This is a genomic window from Paenibacillus sp. J22P15, from assembly GCF_056269345.1.
This window is the reverse complement of record NZ_JBWDNT010000004.1, coordinates 83,610-107,573: the sequence shown is the minus strand read 5'-3', so window position 1 is coordinate 107,573 and position 23,964 is coordinate 83,610. Positions and strand designations below refer to the sequence as shown.

Here is a 23,964-nt window from a genome sequence, read left to right as displayed (position 1 = left end):
TAAGTCGACAGTAATTACTTCATCTTTTGCAGCAATTCGATGCGGTACGCTTCGCTCTCCAGCGATGCGATTTCTTCAAATTCTTCTTTCGTGAGCACCTTGGGCTCGCGAATCGCTTTGGCAATCAAATAAATTTTTGTACTTTCCTCCACAACCTCGGTCCGGTAGTAAGCCTCTCGCAGATTGCGTCCAGATGTAACGAGACCATGGTTTCCTAGCAGTACTGAGCTGGCTTCATTCACCTTTGAAACATAGGCATCGGCAAGCTTATCCGTCGTCGGAAGCACATAAGGTACATATACCGTTTTGCCAACGAGAGCAGCTTGATCGGGGAACATGATCGGAAGCTCCTGCTCAACTAAGGTAAAGGCTATGCAATAAGGCGGATGCGTATGGACGATTGCTCCAATATCCGGGTTAGCACGGTAAGCATATAAATGCATCAACACCTCAGATGAAGGACGAAGCCCGATATCCGTAATTTCCCCGGACTCAATATCTACCTCAACCCATTGATGAGGCTCCACCTCATCAAGAGCGAAGCCGCTTGGAGAAAGATACATTTTACCTTCGAATCTTGCGCTAATGTTTCCGCCTGGTCCAACAACCAACTTGTTCGTTACTGTTTTGCGAGCGTATTTGCATAGCTCGTTGCGAATGTCCGTGCTGCTCATTGTAAAACCTCCGTTTTATTTATAAATAGGCCCGAAATTTTGACAAGCTTGATAGTCTGCGCTCTCTGGATTCGCCGTACCGAACAATCCCCATGCTCTTGGACGGAATACGCGCTCACTTGAAACGTTGTGCATATTAACTGGAATCCGCAGCATCGAAGCGAGTGTAATTAGATCTGCTCCAATATGTCCGTAGCTAATGGAGCCGTGGTTCGCACCCCAATTATCCATAACCTCGTATACTGAACGGAAAGCACCCTCGCCCGTCAATGTCGGAGCAAACCAAGTCGTTGGCCATGTCGAATCAGTACGTTTGTCGAGCGTATCATGTACATCCTCTGGCAGCTCAACCGAATAACCTTCTGCAATTTGAAGTACAGGACCAATTCCCTTTACCAAATTAATACGAGACATCGTCATCGGCATGCCCCCGCGTGTTAAGAAATCAGATGAATATCCGCCTCCGCGGAAATATTCGACAGAAGCCGGACGCCAAGAAGTCGCATCCAGACATTTCTGAGCCTCTTCTTCCGAAATATCCCAGAACGGCTTCATAACAGGCTGGCCATCCTTCGTCTGTTCACCTGTTCCATCCAGCGTAGCTGGACCTGAGTTAATTAAATGAAGCAGTCCGTTTTCTGCTGCACCTGTGAGCTTATGTCCCGTCACACGCTCTACTGATTCTGGGCTCCAGTACGTTCTTACATCGGCAAAAATTTGAGCTGTATTCGTAAGCAAATATCCGAAGAGCATGACCGCACCGTTCAAGCTGTCATTTTCTGTTGCTACGATATATGGCGCACGAATGCCATTCCAATCAAATGATGAGTTTAGCATCGATTCCATGAAATCGCCGTTTGGAAAATGATCCGTCCACTGCCGCTGCCCTTGAAAACCAGCTACAATTGCATTATGACCGCATGCTTCCTCACCGAAGCCAAGCTCAGCAAGCTTAGGATTTCCAACCATAAGGTCGCGAGCGATTTGTGTCATTTGAACGACTGTTTCCCAATCCTCATCCTTGCGCTCTCTTGATGTCTGAATAGCAGCTGGATTATTATCCGGTCCTTCTATACAGTTTTCCTTCACCCATGAAAGCGCTCTCTCGAATTCCGCGGTATCATAAATCTTCTCTTCCATACGACGCACAAATTCGGTCATGTCTATATATTCTGTACGCATGCCAAGATACTCTTGGAAGAAAGCATCATTTACGATTGAACCAGCGATACCCATCGAAACAGAGCCCATCGACAAGTAAGATTTTCCACGCATATAAGCAACTGCAAGCCCTGCTTTAGCAAATCCAATCAGCTTGTCTTTCACATCGAACGGAATTGAGGTGTCGCCTGAATCCTGAACGTGCTCGCCATAAATACCGAACGCTGGAAGCCCTTTTTGTGCATAACCGGATAGGACAGCCGCCAAATATACAGCGCCTGGACGTTCCGTACCGTTGAAGCCCCATACCGCCTTAGGAATGGATGCATCCATATCCATTGTCTCTGTACCGTAACACCAGCATGGCGTTACTGTTATCGATACCCCTACGCCGGACTTGGCAAATTTATCAGCGCAAGCAGCTGATTCAGCTACTCCTCCAATACAGCTGTCTGCGATTACACACTCTACAGGCTCGCCATTTGGATAACGCAAATGCTCCGATAACAGCTTGGCTGTAGCGATAGCCATGTTCATCGTTTGCTCTTCTAAAGATTCACGAACCCCTTTGCGTCTGCCGTCAATCGTAGGTCGAATTCCGATTTTTGGAAATCCAGTTTGAAAACGAAAACTTGTATCCATACTAATAAAACCTCCCATGAGATATAATAATGTTACCGATAACATTAAAATAACAAGATTAAGGCTTGATGTCAACGACTACTTTTTTGTATGATAGATTCTAGGATTTATCAATAAGGGGACTTTGATATGGTAACGATATATGATGTAGCGGCTAAAGCAAGTGTGTCCGCTATGACCGTCTCCAGAGTTATCAATAACACTGGTAAAATAAGTGAAAAAACAAGAGCGAAAGTAACACGTGTGATGGAAGAGCTGGGTTATGTGCCGAACCAAACGGCAAGAAGTCTTGTTCTCCAGCATACCAAGCTGCTATTTCTGCTTATAACTGATATTATGAACCCTTTCTATACGACGCTTGCTCGCGGCGCAGAGGATGCTGCGAAGCGCTCAGGGTATCGACTGCTGTTCGGAAACAGCGATGAAAACCTGGAAAAGGAAGCTGATTATGTTACGACCATCCTGACGACTCGTGTAGATGGCGTTCTAGTCGCACCTGCTGGCGATCCCTCACTTCCCCATTTGAATTCGTTGCGAAAGCATAACGTTCCCTTTGTACTACTGGATCGGGAGGTTCCGGGAATTGAATGCGATATCGTGCTTGGTGACAGTAGAGACGGTGCTAGAAAATTGGTTGAGCATCTTGCTGGGCAAGGACATCGCAACATTGCATTCGTAAATGGATCTCCATCCATATCTAGTGCCCGTTTGCGGCTGCTCGGCTATCAGGATGGCATGAAACTTAATGATCTTCCATATAACGAACGTTATGTATTCGAGACAAGCTTTGGTCCCTTAAGTGACTTGACGGAGATGGGACAATGGCTGGATAAGCTCTCCCCCCGGCCTACCGCAATTGTAGCGGGCAATAACGTGCTTGCCGTAGAAATTTTACGGCTGTTTCGCGAACGGGGAATAACCGTTCCAGAGGATATGTCTATCGTTTGCTTTGATGATCTGGGACCTTACTCCGAGGTAGAACCATTTCTAACCGTTGCAGCGCAGCAAGCCTACCAATTGGGCTACATGGGTATGCAAATGCTCGTAGAGCGTATTCAAGAACGAGAAACCATACTCCCTTGGAAAAAAATCGTTTTGCCAGCAGAGCTGGTCATCCGTAGATCGGTGAAGGATAACACTCGGCACTAGACGTTCCCGCTTCTTGTACTTATAGAAAAGGGGCTGTCCCAAAGGGGTAAACTTTTTAAGTTAATTACGATTGAGTCGCCTTGAACTATCATGAAAACGGCCCTGCAGGTCTAAGCCCGCATGGCCGTGTTTGGATTTTTATCGATCGCTAATTTCTTCAGCAGATTGTGGGCAAGGGAAAGTCACCCGACCTACAAGCTTACTTTTTGTAAGTATCGAAGCAGAAATCTGCGAAATCCTCGATTGTTCTTCACGTGACCAAGCACACTTTCCTGATCGTAATCCCAGTTGTTCATCTTACGTATGTCGGCTTTACACGCTTTCGATTTCTCTTTGTGGTGTAATACATTTGACCAGCGCTCTGCGTTCTTCCTCTTCCAGATAAGCGTAGTTTTCTTCGCTACCGTATCCTGCATCTGCGATGATCGTTCCGGGAAGTTGCCCTACTGTTGCTTTGACATTTTCCAGATGGGGTTTCAGGCATCGGGGTCGGTCTTACTTAAACTATTGTGAATGCCCAAAATTTCTTGTTACGTTTCATATTTCTGAAGGCGAGGAAACAGATCCTTTCGCACCTCGCGCACGGTTTGCAGGTCGAATGATTCTGGAGAAGCGCCAGCGGTCGCCTTTGTTCGCGGATTCCTTCCTCGGACAATTCAATCCAGGAATCCGCGAACAACAGCGATCGGATGAACATTCGACTGCGTAGTGAATTTGGGAGCCAAATTTGCTCTGAATAGAAAGGGGCTATCCCATCGTCATCTTTGATGACTTTTGGGACAACCCCATTTTCCTGAAAACGACCAATTCTACACAAATAGATCTAGAAACTAAATCTATTATGCAACATTCCGCCAATGTGCCTCTAAAGCGCCGGATTATCAGTAATAGGTCTAGAAACTAGACCTATTTCCCTGAAAACGCTCAATTCTATACAAATAGATCTAGAAACTAGATCTATTACGCTGCCCATTCCGCCAATGCGCCTCTAAAGCGCCGGATTATCGGAAATAGGTCTAGAAACTAGACCTATTTCCCAGAAAACGACCAATTCAACACAAATAGATCTAGAAACTAGATCTATCATGCTGCAAATTCCGCCAATGCGCCTCTAAAGCGCCGGATTATCAGTTACCATTACTTTTAGGGAAATCCTCTTTCTATTTTGCTTATAACAGAGAAGGCTATAGCTTTAAGTTACTCTAGATCCTTCAAATCGAGTAGCTAGTCCGCTTTGGATTTCAACATTTTTATCAAAGACTGTCGCAAACACCTGCACTCTATCAAGAGCTTGTAATTGTACGATACCACCAGCATCAATCATGCCGCTTGTATTTGTAAAATCTTCTTGGTCTAAAATTCTTGGTACACCATTTACTCTTATTTCTAAATCAAGCGTAAATGTTGTCACAGTTACCGTTTGAAAGAAGACACTCGCAAAGAGAGCGTATACACCTCTCTGTTTAGGGCGAAATGTCGAGTTTGCAGGATTATATTCATTGTTGAGATCTAATTCCTGCACTTGATAAAGAACTTGGGCAGTCGTACCATCAAGAAGATTTTGATCAATACCTGAAACCGCTCGGAATGCGGAATTACGTTTTCTTACCGGTCTGCAGATTGGCTTCTTACTGATCCGTTTCCTGCAAATTGATTTCTTTGTGACAGTTTTTTTGCATACTACCTCTTTGCAGACAAACTTCCTACCATCTGGCTTTACACTCTTTATTCTTGTAATTGTCATGCGTTACCTCCTTTTTTTTCACTTTTTTTTGCTATAAACAACTCTACTAGTTCTAGCAATACGTTATTATATGGATCGATTAGATTGATAGAGACGGTACATGCCTACAGAAGATTAAACAGGCTATGCATGTTATCCGCCTGTCACTTACGGCAAATAAGCTGCTTGCAAGCCTATCAGGTTCCAGCCTTTCTTTTGCTCAGATGCTTCTCTAGCAATTGTTTGTTTTCTAATATATTCTGATCAACTGGAGCATACGAAAGAGCGATCTCATTATGCTCATAGGCTTGTTCTAAGTGACCAAGCTTGCCGTAACATGCCACTAGCTGCAAATGGGGAAACCATGTCCAAGCCATATCATTGATGCCGAGCAACCGATTTTTCGGTTTCTCCAGCTTGAGTGCCAGTTGATACCAGTTAACCGCTTTCTGAAATTCGTTGTTCTCTTGAAAATAATAAGCGATTCGACATACGTAATCGGCACGCGGGATATCGTAGTTGAACGTCTTTAATAAGGCCTGCAGCTCTTGCTCTTTATTGCCAAGCTCGTGATTACAGTGCGCCATTCGATCACAAGATAACAATTTATCTTCAAAATAGATTGATGGTTTATCAATTATGGTTTGATAAATCTCGATTGCTCTTTCGTAATAACCGTTTGCAGATAGTTCCATTGCAAATTGTAATAATTGTCGATCCGAGAGAGCTCCCCCCTCAGCAAGCATCCCCTCATAAATTCGTAAATTTCGCTCCGAATCTGAATGAACTCGGCCGTGACTCACTGCAATATTAGAGAGGATTACATTGCCTTTAACCTCTAAATGCTCATGTACGGGCTCATACCATAGAAATTGACAGGAACGTTTTACTAATCTATTTCTTTTAATAACATTTGTTGGCTGTCCAATGGGATCGAACGCAACATAATAATCCATACAAACGGAGTAAACACTTGAATCTAAGTTTTGTTTGAGTGCTTTAAACTCTTCAACGTCCTTTTGCTGCAGCCAGTCGTCCGCGTCTAGCCATAAAATATAGTCTTGGGTCGCCTGACTGAAAGAATAGTTTCTCGCCGCAGAGAAATCATCGATCCAATCAAAATGAAAAATATGACTCGTATAGTTAGCTGCAATTTCCTTCGTTCTATCCGTTGATCCCGTATCTACGATAATGATTTCATCTACAAGATCATTAACAGAATCCAAGCATCTTCCTAGCACTTGCTCCTCGTTTCTTACAATCATGCATAAACTGATCGTAATCATTGCCTCACACCTCCATAACATGCTCACTAGACATTATATGGAGCCAAAACTTGCAGTGTTTGGACAAAAAAAAAGCTATTCGGCATGAAGTCCAATAGCTTTTTTTAAGAGAATCGATGTTGTTACAATGACTAATTAAACTAATAGTCCCCCCACAAAAACCACCAAACATTCAATCAAAAATAAAAGAATAGAACCCAGAATTGCAATGGTTGATCGTGTGGCTGATTTCCAATCTTTAACCCCTGCTAGACCCACAACACTTAATAAAAAAACAAGAACAGACGCAATCAAGATAATGTAATGCCGATTAACCGGATTTGCTGGCAGAGATAGCGGAATAAAAAACATTGCCCAGCAAAACAGCATAAAAAGGAACGACCATAAGTTTAGCTTTGCAATAAATTTCATATACCCTCCTTCATTTTCAGGGTTGAACTGGTAATTATTGATTACCTTGAATCGGATGACTAGGCAGGTTTACTTTAATTTCCTTTTTAACTTGATTTTCATTCCAAGTTACACTCACAGATGTTTGATTAATGAATGATCGAAGATCTTCCTCTTTAGCAAATGTGAACGTAAAGAAATATTCATAAGTGTTATCTTTATTTAGAACACCATTAGTAACGCCACCATAACCAGTTGAATTCTCATGTAAAAATGGCGTAGGCCCCATAAGTTTTATCTCAATTGATTCTGCGGACTGCTTACCTTTATTTATTGTCTCAACAAAAATTCGAATCATAATTGGCGTTTCCAATAGTTTATCCGGTTTATCAATATCGTTTATCACTTTTTTATCTCTTACAAAATCATAATTAACTGATGTGAATAGATTCACACCTTCATTTATATTGTCTTTAAAATTACGAATAAGATCATTGTCGGAAACGCTGCTGCATCCAGCTAAAAACCATAAAACAATGACAATTAATAATCCCTTCTTCATATGTGTCCACCTTTATCTTTTTTTGAAAACATTTTGAATTCTTGAAAACATTAAATTTACACTTTAACCCAATTATACCTCATTTAGGCTTGATCTTGCTCTCTATTTTATCGTGACAGCCTTAAGAAGCGAATTACACAAGTTGAAAAGACAAAAGGCAACCGAATATATAAATTCGGCTGCCTTTTCCTTCGCACTTATTTAGTTATCGTTTTTTTCGATTTTATATACATGTAACTTGGCCCTGCCGCCGATACCGGAGGCAAGATTATGTTTTCCATATATATTTTCAAGCGTATTAGCCACTTGCAGCTCGATTTTATTCATGCCCGGCACGAGCAAATCTGTAACATCCCATTTATAAGGAGGCCAAAGCCTTACTCCCGCATCTTTACCGTTGAGCCTTAGCCGCGCTGTCTCTTTGATGTCCTCGACATCCAATTCGACTGAAATCTCACTCCCGTCGCTCTCCCCAGCTCTCTTTACCTGGGTCCAGTCAAATGTTTGACTATATAGAGCTTTTCCGGATAGATAAGGGTATCCTGATTCTGTCCAGTAACCCGATAAACAAGATTCTGGAATCGTCAGCGATTCGGTCTCCGTTAATCCGAACTCTCCTATAAGGAAAGCAGGGTAGGCGAAGCCCGGCATGGGCTCGAGCAATGAGAAAGTTAGAATCTCAATCTCATTATCCCCTTCTCGAAGGAAAGATGAAATATCCACCCAATGATAAAACCGATCCTGCCACTCCGCTGGTTCCAGCGCCGGTAAACGCACACCATTCACGAAAATTTCCAAGCTTCGTCGACGTGATAAGAATCCTATATGCGATTGGATTGTTTGCTGTAAATCATCAAGCACTAAATGCAAGCCGTCTTTCCAGCGGTCCTTCGGATCAGAATCGGAGCTTCTCGTCGTCAACGCTTCTACTAGAGATCTTTCTACACGAATGTTCTTCCTGAACGTGTTTACCTGCCCCGGCATTTTTGCAACCATTCTGGCTTGACGATCATTCAACGTGACCTCCCAGCGATCCAGTATGAGCACGTTAGGATCTTCCAACTGGAAATTCCATTCCGGAGACAATTCTGTAGTATCCCATATCTCCGAGCTAGCCGGGAGGGCTGTATCACTCGGTGAATAGGCTCCCGCTGCACGAACTACAATTCGCATTTGCCCAGGCGCGATCTGGAAATGTTGTATTTCTTGCCCCGATAGCAGACGGATTTCACCCGTTTCTAGATTCCATTCCTCTAATCGTTCCCCCGGTGCAGCATCATATTGAAGCTCTACAGGGTATTCGGACCAGTTAAATATCCAGGTATACAATTGATTGGAGAGCCGTCTTCCCGACATCACGACATGCTCGCTGCTCTCCTGTGGGACAATCCAACGTTCACAGAGATCGAGCCCTACACCGATATTCCGTATTTGTTTGCACAAACCCGCTGCATCGTCGCTCTGAACCTGATCAGCCGTCATGAATAACGTTTTACCGCTGCCACATCCCTGCCAGTCGCCAACAGCATTTCGGTTTGGAAACAACTTATCCATATACACAGCCAGCTTGGGGTCATGTGCGATCAAGGTGCTGTGAACCGGAATTTCTTCGATCACGATCAACGCCCCGCCTGACATAACAAACTCCAGCAATCGCTCAGCTGTTTTGAGCCCCATTACCTTCATCGATGGCAAAATAACAGTAGAGAACCCATCCTCGCATTTTGGGAAAAATAATTCCCCTAGAGCGGGTACAGCTTCCGCAAGCTGACACTCGTCCACATAATCAAAATTGAGCCGATTGCGAATGATTCGATCCGAGAGGAAGGAAAACATTTCATCTACTGGCAGTTGCGTGTAATCTTTTCCATCGCGGAACATCTCTTGATACACGCTATGTATAGGCGACACAAGCAGAATATCCGATACCTGATTACCTAGGCTTCCCAGCATGCTCAAACGGGCGCTATAGTCGGAGAATTCTCTGTAATGCTCCCAATGCGGTGCATGGTAAAACTCTGTTTGCGGGAAATCGGTTTTGCGATAACCTTCAAACGAATAGTAAAAAGCATGAGGCATAAACAGATTCACGCCAAGGAACGCCATGAAATTCGTATCCGTACGACGGTCACGCATCGAATAACTATGGTCGCTCGCCCCGAAGGCTTCGCAAATCACTCTCGGCTTCCCTTCCAAGCGAGCGACTGACGATGCACATTTCACCGATAAGATTCGATATGGATTCTCCTTTGTCCCTATACCTTTGGTCAAATAGTCCACGCCAGGATAATGAAACTGCTGCAAAACCATAGTCTGGTTACCTTGCGAACGCGCCTGCCCCCAAAGCGGTTCTTCCAGTGTATGGCCGATGTAAGCCATTCCTCTAGTCCCGCACCACTCACTCAACGTACTGTGGTATGCGCTGACATACCATTTGGTCAATGCACTGTAATAATCTTCACGTACTTTATGACTAACATCCTCAAGCTCGTATAAAAGCGCGCCGAGCAAAGGCGTTAATGAATAACCCATTTCCGCTTCAAAACGTGTCAGTAAGTTTCTTGTCCACCCCAAAACATAACCCGACAAATTGCCTTTTAACGTCTGTACATTCGTACGTATCGCTGATGTCCCGAAGAATCCGTCGTGAATCATCAGTCCTGGCTCATCCGTGAATATCCCATGTATCGTTTTGCCGAATTCCTCCTGTAACTCGAGAAAAGGCTCGTATCCCGCCTGAACAAAAGCTTGCACCGCTTCTGGATTCATCGTATCCAGATAGTACCCTGCTCCAAAAGTTACCTTTTCGGCAATTTCACATTCCCAACAAGCAATCACAATGTACTCGCCCTTGCCGGGAGGTGTCCAATATTGTCCCAAAAGCTCTGTCACATCAGTTGGATTCTTATCAAGAACTACGGCCTCGCCCTCTTGACTTAGCACCCTATAGGCTAAGATGGAAATGAGTTCATTGTTTTCTTCCTGCTGAAAGTTTACTAGTACAGCCTCTTCTCCACCTACGTGCCGGCTTTCCTCCATGCGCAAGTAGCGCATTCGATATTCAGGATGCTGTCTTGTCAGTTTCCCGCCGAACGTGCCGCTTGGCCAGTTATCCTCATCGTAAAGCCATACCACCATATCCCTTTTCTTACACTCATCCACGCAAAATGCCAACATGTCCAAATATTCACGTGACATGTATTCGACCGTTTTGCCATGCCGTGAATGAAGAACAACGCCTCCAACGCCTTTCTCCTTCATTTCATCCAGCTGCCACACCAGTTCTTCATGCTTGTAATCATGATTTAGAAACCAAAAGGGCTGTGGACGATATGTCGCAGAAGGATCCACAAATTGATTTTTTAATCCGGCAAAGTCCATTGTTATTCTCCTTTTCTTCTATCCATATATAGTGATCGTTAATTGATTACATTTTTATCGAACCGCTCGCAATACCTTCTACGAAGTTACGCATCAACACAGAGAACAAGATTAAGAGCGGAATGGACGCTAAAACATAAGCCGCCATCATTCCTCCGTAATCGCTCAAGCCGTAATTGCTTGCGGAAGCTTCAAAGGATACGAGAGCTACGGTCAACGTCTGATGAACGCGATCGAGTAAGAGTGAAGGCAGCAAGTAATCGTTCCACAGGTTGACGATATTAATAATGCCTACAGTCGTGCAAATAGGAACGGATAACGGAAGTACAATAGTAGTATAGACTCTTATGTTACCCGCGCCGTCTATTCGTGCGGCCTCGAACAACTCACCTGGCAGCTGGTCGAAAAATGTTTTTAACACGAAGATGGTAAAAGCCTGACCACCCGCGATATAGGGCAAAATAAGCGCCCAGTAGCTGTCGGAGATCCCCAGCTTTTTAATCTGTAGATAAAGCGGAATCAACGTTAGAAAACCAGGTATCAGAAGCAAACTGAAAATCAATAAGAACAAGGCGTTTTTAAACGGAAATTTAAGCTTTGCAAAGGAATATGCGCTCATAGAAGAAAAAATAATAATAAACAGCACACTGACGACAATAATTATTACTGAATTCAGAATTGACGTGTTTATTTTATCCCAAGCAACTGCATAGTTGTTCCATTCAAAGTGTTTTGGAATATTTAAGGTGCTCGTTGCAAAATCGATAGGTGTTTTGACTGAATTTTCGAGAATGAAATAGATAGGCAGCATAGAGAAGAAGAGCAAGATAATTAAGACCCATTGTCCAACGGATGGCAGCCGGATACTTTTCAAATGTGAGTCCTCCTTTGGTTAGGATTCAGATTTAATCAATCGCATGTTGAGAATCGTAAACAACAAAATTACTACAAACATGACAAGGGCAACGGACATACCATAACCAAATTCACCGTTTACCGTAGAGACGTTATACATATGAAGAATCGGAACATAGGTAGAGTACCCCGGCCCCCCATTGGTCATAATGAGCGGTGGAATAATATTTTGCAAGCTTCCTATTAAGGATAAGATAATAATCAGCCTGAACTGAGGCAGTGATAGTGGAATATCCAGCTTAAATACCCGCTTCCATCCCGTGGCCCCCTCGAGCTTCGCTGCTTCAATGACTTCCTGCGATATTCCTTGCAGTCCCGAATAAAATATAAGCATATTAAAAGCGCTGATCCAAGGAAACCCCATGAAAATAATAGAATATAGGGCAATCTGGGGATCACCCAGCCATAGTTGCTGTAATGAACCTAATCCAACCATATCCAATATCTGGTTTATCGCGCCATCCCCTTGGTACAGGAAACGCCAGAGTAACACCGTGACAATACCAGGAATTATAATAGGTATTACGAATAAGGTTCGATAGATATATTGGATGCGAACTTTTTTGATGTGGAAAATAAGCTCCGCTACAACAAAAGGCGGTATAATAGCTAAAACGATCGATAACAGAGCCCATATTAAAGCATTAACGGTTGATTGACTTAGCACCTCATCGGTGAGCATCCGTTTAAAGTTATCGAGCCCGATAAATTGCGGAGCATTGAATCCGTCCCAGTTCGTAAAAGCACCGCTTAGAGCTTGATAAACCGGATAATACATGAACCAGATCAAGAATACGAAGGTCGGTAAAATAAAGCCATATCCGGTTAGCGCAAGCTTGTGTTTATCTTTTATTTTCATTAAGCAGCTATCCTTCCTTAAAGAAAAGACAAAAGGGAGCGATTTCAAGCAAGCTCCCTTTTACTTATCCAAAATTAATATTGACTGTAATCCGCGTTGTTTTTCGTTTCATATTCTTTGATTGCAGCATCCAGTTCCTTTTGTACCGAACCTTTAGCTTTGTCAAAATCAATATTGCCGCTTAAATATAAGCCGAATATTCTTTGCAGGTTTTTGTTCAGGCTTGGAGATGAGTCGCCGACACTGATAGCTTTAAGCTCTTTTGAAGCTTGGCTTGATAGCTCGGCCATGCTTTCGTCAGGCTTTGTATCTGGCCAAGTCGGAACGAATGTTCCATGCTCATTGACTACTTTTTCAACGTTTGCAGGCGTTCCTACGAATTGCAGCCAATTCAATACCGCTTCTTTCTTGCCTGCTTCCTTCATGCTTGCGTTTGCTTCCTTCGTTGCAATTGCGAATTGGAAAGCGGCATTCGGTCCGCCAACTGCTCCTGAAGCATCTTCTCCCGTGCTGAATGGAGTGTCCGCAGTAGTTAACACTGGGAAGTTAAAGGATGATAAATTAAAGCTGATATTAGCGTCTTTAGCGTTATTCGGCACCCAGCTTCCATCATAGAGAATCGCCGTCTTCCCTGCTAGAAAATCGTTTCTTGCACTACTGCTTACAATGCCGGGTTCAGCGGTCAAATAATCTTTTTTCCACAAATCAGTAAGCTCTTTGAATAAAGGCCACCAGCCCATAAAACGATCATCTTTAGTACTCAGGATGCCTTTTGAAATAGCTACAGATTGATCCAAGGAAGAAATACCGGGATTTTTGTCAAAATCAGAAATGGTTGCGAATTCCTCGGAATAAAAATCCGTCAGAAAATGTCTTTGAAACCAGCCATAATCTGGGGCCTGCGACATCGGAACAATGCCAGCTTCTTGCAGTTTCTTGCTCGTTTCAATTAAACCTGCCCAGCTTTTTGGAGCTTCTGTAATGCCCGCTTTATCGAATAGATCCTTATTATAGAAGAATGCCGTCGCAACATAATCTCCATTAATGTTATAATGCTTACCATCCGGCGCGACGGTCTCATTCACAACCGTTTGATTCATCGCATCCTGCCAAGTTGGTTTATCTGGAATATAAGGATTTGGCATGTTGAAGTATTCCGTTAAATCTTCTGCAATCCCTTTGGGGAAAGTATTGTTTAGCTCAGCCCATTGCCCCCAGAAAACATCATACAATTCGCCAGCCGCTGCTTTTACACGAACTGTTTGTGTGTAATCCTTAAACTCTTCGTCTATAAATTTAATTTTGATTCCAGGGTGAGCTTTCTCATATTCATCGGCTACTTCGCGCAGCATACGCTGATCCTTTAAGCCAGTTATGTTTTTGGCTTCAGGTGTGTATGACTGAGCATACATCGTAATGGTGCCTGTCCATGTGAGCTCATCAGAAGAAGCTGCTGGCGCCTTTTCGTTATCATCTGGTGTGTTATTGTTGGACGTGTTGCTGGAACAGCCGCCTAAAACCAAAGTAAGCGTCAGCAGCATTACCGGAAGTGTTTTTGCTTTCATAAGAATGTTCATTCAAATCCCCCTAAGTTCAGTTTAGAAAGCGCATTCATCTATCTGGTATTTATGTTACATGACCCGAGACGCGTCTTATAGAGGTGTAGATTTTACTTTAGGGTGAATTTCTTTACCCCATTATAGGATATGCTTTTTATATTCCGAAGGCGTATAGCCCGTACGCTCCTTAAATACACGGTAAAAGTGCTTCGCATCCGCATAGCCGATTAACGCGCTAATTTCCTGAAGATTGTAAGTTCCCTCCTGAATCAACGCTTTTGCTTTCTCAATACGGCATTCTTTAAGGAAATCTACAAAATTTCCGTTTGTTGAATATTTGAACCAGCGGCTGAAGTAGCTGGCATTCATCCCAAGATAATCCGCAACAGACTGCAGACTAACCCCTTCGGACAAATAATCTTTTACATATTGCTTCGCTTTCTCTACTAGCGGGAGATCCAAGTGACTGCGTTCCTGATTAATGATATTGCATAGTTCATGGATCATTGCTTTGATCTTATCCATTAAGGAAGAGCGCGTTATCGTAGATTCCAGCTCTGATAACCGGATTTGCAATGATTTACCGCTTATTTGATTGACGTCCAAATCCATTTGTTTGATTTGAACCGTTAACCGCAGCATATAATGGATGATGATTCTGTTTAGCTCGGTGGGCCCTATGAACTCTGAGGAAGTAATATCATTCAGAACATCATAGGAGGCTTGCTCATTCCCCTGCATCAGATGCTCCAAAGACACTTCTATTTGCTCGAGCAAATGGACAGGTATATTCCGCTTCGCGTGCAGTGTATTATACGACAGAACCTGATCCCCACCATAAACAATACGATAAGTAACTGCAAGAGAGGCTTCTTGATATGCCTTCGGGGTTTCATTAAAAGAGTGGATACCGCTGATTCCAATAGTCGCCGTTCGTTTGAAATATTCGCGTATTCCCTCTTTCAGCTCGTTTGCCTGCTGTGCCGCCTGCTCAGCAGCAAGCTCAGCAGTGTCCCCCGCATAGTTAAGAATGACAATAATTTGACCTGCATGATCTTGCAAAATAACCCCTTGCAGTTGAGTCGCGTACCATTCCTGTACAAATTTAGTAAGTCCATATAGGAACAGTTCGATGTCGAAATGGGAGAATGAATCCTTTTCTAGCCAATCCGGACTTACAGCAAGTAATATAATCTGATCGCTATCATTCTTAAAGGGTACGGATTTCCCTGTATTGACGATGAATTGCTCCAGATCATTGATGTCATTCCCGAATAGAAACTGCTGATAATATAATTGTTTAGCCAATGGAGCGGCTTGGTTAGCTATATGTTGAAGGGCGATCAGCTCGGTTTGTTCCTGCCGTTTCTCATCTACTAACGCTGCCACTTTAATTAACGTCTGGAGCAGCTCTTCGCGATCCAATGGCTTGTTTATGAACTCCAGCACCCCATGACGAATAGCTTGCTTGGCAAGTTGAAAGTCTTGATAAGCTGTCAAGATGATTCGATGAATGCGTGGGGATTGGGCATTAATTTGCTCACAACATTCAATCCCGGTAAGCCCTGGCATCCGGATATCCAGAATTGCGAGATCCGGATGTAAACGCAAGATCTGTTGCAATCCCGAGATCCCATCCTCTGCTTCACCAACGACCTCCCACTCCGGGGCAAAACGCTGAATAATTTTCTTAATGCCTTGTCGAATGACAGCTTCGTCATCAACGATTATTACGCGATACATAGACGTTCACCTCACTTTCACTTTGGATAAGTGGCAGCGTCAAAGTAATCTCCGTACCTGCCCCTTGTTCACTCTTTATCTCCATCCTATAATCGCTGCCGAAATACAATTGCATACGTGCATATACATTCGCAAGTCCAATACTTTTCTTGGACATAGCCGTGTAGGACATACTATTTTGGAATTGCAGCATCAGCTGTTCAAGCCGTTCCTTGGATATGCCGAGGCCATCGTCGATAACTTGAACCTTCACGTGATTCAGCTGTTTTTGTACAATTACGCTTAGTTTTCCTTTCCCCTGTTTCATCTCCAGACCGTGATAGAAGGCATTTTCGACGAGCGGTTGAATCATAATTTTGGGTAAGTACCAATCGAGAATAGCATCTTCCACTTCAACAATCATTTCAAATCGAGTGGCGTAGCGATTTTCCTGAATGTAAAAATAGTTTTTTAAATAGGCCATTTCTTCACGAAAGGTGATGAAATCGTTTCCAACAAAAACTGATGACTTCACCAATTTCCCTAAAGCAGTGATCATTTCGACGGTGGAATCAGCTTCATCGATTTCTGCCTTCATCTTGATCATTTCGAGCGTATTGAAGATGAAGTGCGGATTTATTTGCGACTTGAGAGCCTGTAGCTCACTCTCTTTCCGAACAATTTCAGCTTGATAAAGATTACGAATCGTTTCATCCAATCTACGACTCATCCGAATAATACTTTGGATTAAATGACCGATTTCATTACGTGGAGGATTAATATATTCGATTTGAAAATCTTCCATTTCCACTCGTTTTATCAATGCTATAAGGCGGTAAATCGGCTTCGTGATCTGATAGGAAATCCCTGTGGAAATAACGATTGCTATAATAACACAAACGAGGCCAAGTAAGATCATGGAATTGCGCACACTGACAATACCCTCTACGATTTCAGCAACTGGCACATAACCGACAACCGTCCAACCATATTGACCAACTTGGCTGTAAACCACAATATTCTTTTGCCCGCCGATTTTTATTATTTGCTGTCCTTGTTGCTCAGCCGTTATGACAGGGAGATTAGTCAAAATCTGTTCGTCTACGGAATCATGTGCATACACGATTTGTTGATCGTTGTCCATGATGATGAAAGAGCCGTTCTTCTCGAGATTCACCAAATCCATCATTTTATTAATATCATCGAGCTTGAAGTCAACCTCGAAATAACCGGCATATTCCAGCATCGTGGTTGACTTGTGAATTTTGCGTACTAAAGAAAAAACTTTTTCCTCATCATTAACCTCGTTGTAATAATTAGTTGTTATCGGTTTATGTAGACTGAGAAATGTAATGTTATCACTGGATTTACTGAATTCTTTATACCACGGCATCATTTCCACAGTGAAATCCGGTGGGAGATAGCCTTGATTATAAACTTGCTTATGATCCGTATCCGGAAAGGCGAAGTAATAAATTCGCTCTACGCTATCTCGCTGGGACTGCCACAAGCTGAAATTTTTCTCGATAATCTCTTTCTTATCCAGCTCGGACAAGGAGTTTGAGGTTTGCTCGATGGTCATCATATCCTGCAGATCGCGACTATAATAAGGCTGTAACGTGAATTTTTCCAGTTCCTGAATATACATTTTAACACTGGAAGCTGAGCTTAACGCCACCTGTTCTGCAAAATCACTGACCTTCTTTTCCATGGCCTGGCTAGAAAAATAATAGGCCCCAAAGCCAAGAATGGATAACGGCAGTACGATAAAAATCATATAAGTCATAATTAGTTTTTGTTTAAAACTCACGAAAGATCGCATATTATCACACCCTTTTTCATCTATTAACTCCATCCGCGTAATATAGACTAAGCTTCTTGCCTCCGTTCAATCTTCAGAATTCAGCATAATCCGTGTCTATTATTTAGTCTAGCATCAATATGGATTTTTGTTCTTTAGCAACCTCTTCCAACACAGGCTAACCTTAGGCGCACATAGAAAAGCCCGCGATTTTCGCGGGCTTTCATAGATCTCCGACATCAGTTAGTCAAAATGATGATGATTATGGCGGTATTGTCTAGGGGTCATACTCATATGCTTTCGAAAAATCCGATTGAAGAAGCTGACGTCTTGAAACCCGGAACTATAAGCGACATCAACGACTTTGATTCGATCGTTTTTCAATAAATCGCATGCATGCCTGATTTGCAAGGCGTGCTTGTAGTCCATGAAGCTCATGCCTGTCGCCTTTTTGAATTTTGAGGTGAAGGAGGATACGCTCATGCCGCATGTACGAGTTAATTGATCCAAAGTCAACGGCTGCAAATAATTTTGTTCTACAAAATGTAGAATAGAACTCATCCACTCCTCTTTATGCAGCTGGCTGCTATCCCTGCTTCCGTTATCTTCCTGATAGCGACTTAACAATACTAAACATTCGATCCAACTTGTCTTAATGACGAGCTGATAACCGATCGGTTTTTCGTGATATTCATAGTGAATTTTTTGAAGGAGTAACTCTAGCTGTCCCCGTTGATATTCGTTTAAAGAAATATAAGGTACGAAAGAAGCGTTCTTCCTTAGAAAAGGAGCGAGATAAAAGAAATTGATAAAGGCTGGTATTTGCAGCAGTATGCCAAGCTCTCTCTGCAGCAATTGTTTCTCAAATAAGAGATTGTATACAACAGTTTCTTCTGCAATGGAGTTAAAATAACTATGGTAGGTATTAGGCTCGATAACGAACACATCTCCAGTTGCAAGAGGATACCTTTGTTCTGCCATTTCGTGCATAGCTCCGCCTTTAACCACATACACAAACTCAACAAAGTCATGTGTATGCGGGGCAATAACCTCACCTTTTTTTATTTGGTAGCGTTGAATGAAGAAAGGGAATTCTCTATCCTCGAAATATTCATTACCTTTTAGTGTAGACAATTCCATTCCTGCCTCCTTAGCAGATCGTCTTACTTTTTTTGTAGATCATCCAAGAATTCGGACTGTTTCCTGTCTTAAAGTAGAGATAATAAATTAATAATAGATGGGAGAATTTATATGTTGAATGATAAGAGGGTTTTAACTGAAAAGCAAATCAATTTTTATAGAGAGAATGGGTTCGTTCAAGTGGATAATGTGCTTTCAGAAGATGAGCTTCAAGAACTAAGAACGTATCTTCAAGAAACCATGACCGATTCATCCGGACATTCCATTCAGACGGATCGCGAGGGAGGAGCCTACTTTAAAGTATTAAATCAGCGGGTAAACACATGGAGAGATCATGGCGGAATGGCACGGTTTGTACTAAGCAACCGTTTTGCAGATATGGGCAAACAGCTAACCGGCTTTGATGGTATCCGTTTATTTCACGATCATGCCCTCTTGAAAATGCCAAATGACTCCAAACCTACACCATGGCATCAGGACTGGCCTTACTGGCCTATGCAGGATTCAGGCGCTTTCTCGATCTGGATCGCACTGGATGATGTAGATGAAAATAATGGCTGTATGATGTTTGTTCCAAAATCTCAAAAAATTAAAAACTTAAAAAGTATCGACTTAGTTACGCCTAGTGATATTTTTGACGATGAAGGAGCACAGGATGTAGATCGAAACACAGCTGTGGTTGTGCGGATGAAAGCCGGAAGCTGTACTTTCCATGACGGTTTGACGTTCCACTACGCGAGTGCAAACCAAACAGATAAACCGCGGCGTGCGCTTGCGATTATTTTCATGCCGGATGGCACGATATTCAACGGAAAAGGACACACTTGTACAGAAGGATTGGGACTCACTGCTGGGGACCAAATTCAAGGCGGGCTGTTCCCTAAACTTGCTTAGTATGTAAAGCGCTTTCTAAAGAATAAATGAACATGATATTTTCTTTGTTCGCGGATTCCTTCTTCGGCCCATTCATTCCAGTAATCCGCGAACAACAGCGATCGGAAGAACATTCGACTGCCCAGTGAATCTGGGAACCATATTTGTTTTGAAAAGAAGGGGGCTATCCCTGCACAAGACTTACAAGTTCTTCACTTAACTCGATCAATCGCTCTACTTCGTTTACGCTTAAAGCCACAAACCCTAGTGACCGCAAATCATTTCGCAGTTGATCTGGTAGAGACTTCAAATACTCCTCCAGAGCCAATCCTTGAGACGAACATAAAAAAAGTCCAAATGCTTCACCGGAAAATTGCCATTTGAGGTTAGTAAACTGACTGACTCGGATTAATCGCTTAGCTTTATTGCTCATTAGAATATCCTGTATCGGTGATAAATCAAAGCTGCTCCAGTGTTCAGAAGTTACACTTCTGAGGTGCTCTCTATACTGTTCAACTGTTCTTATAATGAAAGATACATCATCTTTTGTATGATCAAGCCAGCAGCATATTGTTCTAAATTCAACAAAACTCAAACTGACATTTTCAAGAAAAGGTATTAATTCGCCAGTAGATAATGAGCCTCGTTTGAAGTATAGATACATAAAAGCGGCATCAATATAAGCAGCTCCGCCAAACACATTTGCTGAAAACATGTTTCCACTTAACAGGTTTTCTCTAGCCCAATCCTGACGCTGATGCACTAAGTTAACCCATTCCGTAAACACTCTCTGCTTCCCTAATGTAGAGTAAAAATACGAAAGTGTCGTTTCTTTTAAAGAAGCAAAAACATCGTTAGGATCATATATCGGTAATGACTCTAGTAAAAATCGATATTCTAAAGGATTCTGTTCAACTGCTTCCCACTCGTAAGGTTGGCTTCGCCAAATCCTCCATATTTATGCCTCCGAAACTCGGTAGGCGACTGACCGCTCCATTTATGAAATTGCTTCGTAAAAAAGAGAGGGTCATTATAGCCGACAGAGGTCGCAATCTGGGCTATAGTGAGCTCGCCCTCTAGCAACTCCTCTGCTTTCTTCATTCGCACCTTGAACAAGTATTGCATAGGCGGCAAGCCCGTCGCATCCTTGAACAGTCTCGTTAAATGTGCGCGATGGTAACCTAATGTACGAGCGATTCCTTCAATAGAGAGCTGCTGCCCGTACTGTAATGATATTAGGCGAATAGCTTGATCAATTTGTCGATAGGAATGTGACTTAGGAGCAATATCTTCGGCTATTCTCGTTTGCTGCATTCTACCAAGCTCGTGCAAAATTAGTCTTAGCCAGCCCGATGCCTCCATATTTCCGAGAGCTGGAGCATTCGTTTTCTCCATACTTTTTCTTAATTTCCTGAACATCCGTGGAAGTGCAGGAAACGAACAATCACGAATGACAGCAAAGTCTGGCGAAATGCCAATGGAGCTGAGAGAGCTCTCCACGATATCTCCAGAGAAGCCGACCCATGTATATTTCCAAGGGTTCGTCATACTCGCTTCGTATTTGACCAGAATGTCAGGAAAAATAACGAATGCATCGCCCGCTTTACAAGAGTAAGACTTTCCGAGCGTTTCGAAAACACCCTCGCCATCTAACACGATGTGTATCAAATAATAATCATGAACTGCCGGCCCTATAAAATGACCCGCTACCGGCTCACCGTTTCCGCTGAACAATACCGACATTTCTCCTTTAAGCGGGGCTGTATTAATACTCATAGAAAAACGATGATGTGTTACCACGTTCACACCTCCAACAAGCTCATTCTTCTAAGCATACTAAATGATGCAACATTTCTCCATATAATACTTCGTTCCTTCCATATTCAGATCTCTACTTCATCCTTATACTAAAGGAGTCAGAAATTACCGAATAGGAGGCTATTACTTAATGTCCAAAATTACATTTATCGGTGCCGGAAGCTCCGTTTTTGCCAAAAATATTCTTGGCGATGTCATGCAGACGCCTGCTCTTCAAGGCTTTGAAATCGCATTATTTGATATTGATGCGGAGCGTCTACTTGATTCTGAGCAAATGCTGCTTAACATTAAAAAAACAAGTGAAAGCACCTGTCAGATTAAAGCCTATACTGACCGAAAAGAAGCTCTTCGCGGAGCCAAATATATCGTAAACGCTATTCAAGTAGGCGGCTATGACCCATGTACGATCACTGATTTCGAAATTCCAAAAAAATACGGTTTACGCCAAACGATCGCGGATACCGTTGGTATTGGCGGCCTCTTCCGAAATCTTCGTACGATTCCGGTTATGCTTGATTTCGCTAGAGACATTAACGAGGTTTGTCCTGACGCCTTGTTCCTAAACTACACGAATCCGATGGCCGTATTAACCAACGTGATGAATACTTACGGCGGCGTCAAAACAGTAGGCTTATGCCACAGTGTACAAGTTTGCTTACCGCATCTATTTGATCATTTGGGTATGGACCAAACAGGCGTTAAATACAAAATCGCAGGCATTAACCATATGGCTTGGCTGCTTGAAGCAAGCAAAGATGGTGTTGACCTCTATCCAGAAATCAAACGCCGTGCCGCAGAGAAGCAGCTAGAAAAACATAATGATATGGTTCGCTACGAGATGATGCTGAAATTCGGCTACTATATAACAGAATCATCTGAGCACAATGCGGAATACCATCCATACTTCATCAAGCGCAACTACCCAGAGCTGATCGAACGTTTCAACATTCCGCTCGATGAGTATCCACGCCGCTGTGTCAGTCAGATCGAAGGCTGGAAATCGATGCGCGAATCGCTTATTAACGATAAAAACCTTGAGCACTGCCGCAGCCATGAATACGCTTCTTATATTCTTGAAGCCGTTGAAACAAATAATCCATTCAAAATTGGCGGAAACGTCATGAACACAGGACTTATTACAAACCTGCCTAAGGAAGCTTGCGTTGAAGTACCTTGTTTGGTTGATGCGAATGGCGTTACACCAACGTATGTCGGTGACCTTCCGCCACAGCTTGCAGCTTTAAACCGCACAAACATTAACACACAACTACTGACAATCGAAGCAGCTATTACAGGGAAACGCGATCATATCTATCACGCTGCCATGCTCGATCCGCATACATCCGCTGAGCTTTCAATGGATGACATTGTATCGCTTTGTGATGAACTCATCGAAGCACATGGCGATTGGCTTCCAAGCTATAAATAAACCAACACGGCTGGCAAATGCATCGTTTAGATGCGTTTGCCAGCCGTGTTTTTAAATATCAATCACATTCATATAGGCAAACACATATTCTAACCCAGTAACATACAACTACCTTATGGAAAAGGGGCAGGATTTTCGCATGACTTCATATATGGACTATACATCTCCAAATGCACAATTTGCCTACGATATGAATAATAATTCTTTTTTCAAAAAAGATCCTAATAACTTCATTAACTTGTTATCCGTCAAGCAATTGAATACGTTAACGAATACATCACTGCTAGACATCTATCTCAGCAAAGGGAACGTCGTTGAGCCACATTACCATCAGAATGCAGCTGAGCTTGTCTTTGGTATCTCGGGTGCTGCCGAAATTGCCCTTATGAATCCTTTTACTAACGAATTTCTTCATTATCTCTTGCAACCAGGTCAAGTCGTTAACATTCCGCAGGGCTGGTGGCATTATGAAATGGCAACCGTCGATAACACGCATCTGCTTGCTATCTTTGACGCGCCAACTCCCGAGGTCATCTTCGGCTCAGATATATTACGTTTAACTCCAACAAACATACTTGCGTACACCTACTGCTTGGATGAAGCTAAGCTGGAAAGCACTTTAGCTCCTTTAACTGATACTGTCATCTTAGGTCCTCCAAGAAATTGCAGCTATAATCCAAGCCAAGGTAAAAAAGATAATATGCAAAAGCCGAATCAAGCTCCTATCCAGCAGCAATCGGCTAATCAGACGAATCAAGGCTACTCCCATAATGGGTACGGGCAGCAGTATTATCAGCATCCATATTATTAAGTTGAAGAACAAGGACAAAAATAAGAGGGTGCAAGGGCCGTTCATTCGCTCTTGATACCCTCTTTATTG

At 42.8% G+C, this 23,964-nt stretch carries 19 protein-coding genes and 1 pseudogene; 4 read left to right on the top strand and 16 right to left on the bottom strand.

Annotated features, from left to right (window positions below):
* Nucleotides 1-14 precede the first annotated feature (14 nt).
* Nucleotides 15-674 (bottom strand): class II aldolase/adducin family protein, encoded by a 660-nt coding sequence (locus AC0YN6_RS11495; protein WP_475746986.1) that lies wholly within the window; start codon nucleotides 672-674, stop codon nucleotides 15-17.
* Nucleotides 675-689: 15 nt separating this feature from the next.
* The gene (locus AC0YN6_RS11490) at nucleotides 690-2,477 is read right to left on the bottom strand and encodes an L-fucose isomerase (RefSeq protein WP_475746985.1); all 1,788 of its coding nucleotides are present in this window, start codon (nucleotides 2,475-2,477) and stop codon (nucleotides 690-692) included.
* Between the two features lie 129 nt (nucleotides 2,478-2,606).
* Here AC0YN6_RS11490 and AC0YN6_RS11485 point away from each other — a divergent pair, with 129 nt between their 5' ends.
* Nucleotides 2,607-3,626 carry a LacI family DNA-binding transcriptional regulator gene (locus tag AC0YN6_RS11485; protein ID WP_475746984.1) on the top strand — a complete coding sequence of 340 codons (1,020 nt, stop codon included), beginning with the start codon at nucleotides 2,607-2,609 and terminating at the stop codon, nucleotides 3,624-3,626.
* A gap of 110 nt (nucleotides 3,627-3,736) precedes the next feature.
* On the opposite strand, the pseudogene AC0YN6_RS11480 reads toward AC0YN6_RS11485, so the two are convergent.
* From AC0YN6_RS11480 to AC0YN6_RS11425, 12 genes and pseudogenes are all read right to left on the bottom strand, one after another.
* Nucleotides 3,737-4,216: pseudogene (locus AC0YN6_RS11480) on the bottom strand (hypothetical protein); the annotation flags it as partial.
* Nucleotides 4,217-4,818: 602 nt separating this feature from the next.
* Nucleotides 4,819-5,370 (bottom strand): hypothetical protein, encoded by a 552-nt coding sequence (locus tag AC0YN6_RS11475; RefSeq protein ID WP_475746983.1) that lies wholly within the window; start codon nucleotides 5,368-5,370, stop codon nucleotides 4,819-4,821.
* A gap of 176 nt (nucleotides 5,371-5,546) precedes the next feature.
* Complete coding sequence (locus AC0YN6_RS11470; RefSeq protein WP_475746982.1) at nucleotides 5,547-6,635, bottom strand: tetratricopeptide repeat-containing glycosyltransferase family 2 protein; 1,089 nt, start codon at nucleotides 6,633-6,635, stop codon at nucleotides 5,547-5,549.
* Nucleotides 6,636-6,770: 135 nt separating this feature from the next.
* On the bottom strand, nucleotides 6,771-7,046 hold the full coding sequence (locus AC0YN6_RS11465) for a hypothetical protein (protein WP_475746980.1): 276 nt from the start codon (nucleotides 7,044-7,046) through the stop codon (nucleotides 6,771-6,773).
* Between the two features lie 34 nt (nucleotides 7,047-7,080).
* Nucleotides 7,081-7,587 (bottom strand): hypothetical protein, encoded by a 507-nt coding sequence (locus tag AC0YN6_RS11460; RefSeq protein WP_475746979.1) that lies wholly within the window; start codon nucleotides 7,585-7,587, stop codon nucleotides 7,081-7,083.
* A 201-nt stretch (nucleotides 7,588-7,788) separates the two neighbouring features.
* Nucleotides 7,789-10,968, bottom strand: a complete 3,180-nt coding sequence (locus tag AC0YN6_RS11455) for a glycosyl hydrolase (protein WP_475746977.1) — start codon at nucleotides 10,966-10,968, stop codon at nucleotides 7,789-7,791.
* A gap of 46 nt (nucleotides 10,969-11,014) precedes the next feature.
* Nucleotides 11,015-11,842, bottom strand: coding sequence for a carbohydrate ABC transporter permease (locus tag AC0YN6_RS11450; protein WP_475746976.1), 828 nt, complete (start codon nucleotides 11,840-11,842; stop codon nucleotides 11,015-11,017).
* A gap of 18 nt (nucleotides 11,843-11,860) precedes the next feature.
* Entirely contained in the window at nucleotides 11,861-12,742 is an 882-nt protein-coding gene (locus AC0YN6_RS11445) for a carbohydrate ABC transporter permease (RefSeq protein ID WP_475746974.1), read from the bottom strand.
* Between the two features lie 74 nt (nucleotides 12,743-12,816).
* Entirely contained in the window at nucleotides 12,817-14,319 is a 1,503-nt protein-coding gene (locus tag AC0YN6_RS11440; protein ID WP_475746973.1) for an ABC transporter substrate-binding protein, read from the bottom strand.
* 120 nt (nucleotides 14,320-14,439) lie between these two features.
* Nucleotides 14,440-16,044 carry a response regulator transcription factor gene (locus AC0YN6_RS11435; RefSeq protein WP_475746972.1) on the bottom strand — a complete coding sequence of 535 codons (1,605 nt, stop codon included), beginning with the start codon at nucleotides 16,042-16,044 and terminating at the stop codon, nucleotides 14,440-14,442.
* Nucleotides 16,022-17,845, bottom strand: coding sequence for a sensor histidine kinase (locus AC0YN6_RS11430; protein ID WP_475746971.1), 1,824 nt, complete (start codon nucleotides 17,843-17,845; stop codon nucleotides 16,022-16,024). Before AC0YN6_RS11430 ends, AC0YN6_RS11435 begins: the two co-directional genes overlap by 23 nt.
* A 222-nt stretch (nucleotides 17,846-18,067) precedes the next feature.
* Nucleotides 18,068-18,964: an AraC family transcriptional regulator gene (locus AC0YN6_RS11425; protein ID WP_475746970.1), complete on the bottom strand. Its 897-nt coding sequence runs from the start codon at nucleotides 18,962-18,964 to the stop codon at nucleotides 18,068-18,070.
* A 111-nt stretch (nucleotides 18,965-19,075) separates the two neighbouring features.
* Between AC0YN6_RS11425 and AC0YN6_RS11420 the strand changes: the two genes are divergently transcribed.
* Nucleotides 19,076-19,858, top strand: a complete 783-nt coding sequence (locus tag AC0YN6_RS11420; RefSeq protein ID WP_475746969.1) for a phytanoyl-CoA dioxygenase family protein — start codon at nucleotides 19,076-19,078, stop codon at nucleotides 19,856-19,858.
* Between the two features lie 163 nt (nucleotides 19,859-20,021).
* On the opposite strand, the gene AC0YN6_RS11415 is transcribed toward AC0YN6_RS11420, so the two are convergent.
* Together AC0YN6_RS11415 and AC0YN6_RS11410 are read right to left on the bottom strand one after the other, a co-directional pair.
* Nucleotides 20,022-20,624, bottom strand: a complete 603-nt coding sequence (locus AC0YN6_RS11415) for a hypothetical protein (protein ID WP_475746968.1) — start codon at nucleotides 20,622-20,624, stop codon at nucleotides 20,022-20,024.
* Between the two features lie 110 nt (nucleotides 20,625-20,734).
* Nucleotides 20,735-21,637, bottom strand: coding sequence for an AraC family transcriptional regulator (locus AC0YN6_RS11410; protein WP_475746967.1), 903 nt, complete (start codon nucleotides 21,635-21,637; stop codon nucleotides 20,735-20,737).
* 148 nt (nucleotides 21,638-21,785) lie between these two features.
* Here AC0YN6_RS11410 and melA point away from each other — a divergent pair, with 148 nt between their 5' ends.
* Together melA and AC0YN6_RS11400 are read left to right on the top strand one after the other, a co-directional pair.
* Nucleotides 21,786-23,084, top strand: a complete 1,299-nt coding sequence (melA, locus tag AC0YN6_RS11405) for an alpha-galactosidase (RefSeq protein ID WP_475746965.1) — start codon at nucleotides 21,786-21,788, stop codon at nucleotides 23,082-23,084.
* A 139-nt stretch (nucleotides 23,085-23,223) separates the two neighbouring features.
* Entirely contained in the window at nucleotides 23,224-23,895 is a 672-nt protein-coding gene (locus tag AC0YN6_RS11400; protein WP_475746964.1) for a cupin domain-containing protein, read from the top strand.
* Nucleotides 23,896-23,964: the final 69 nt, after the last annotated feature.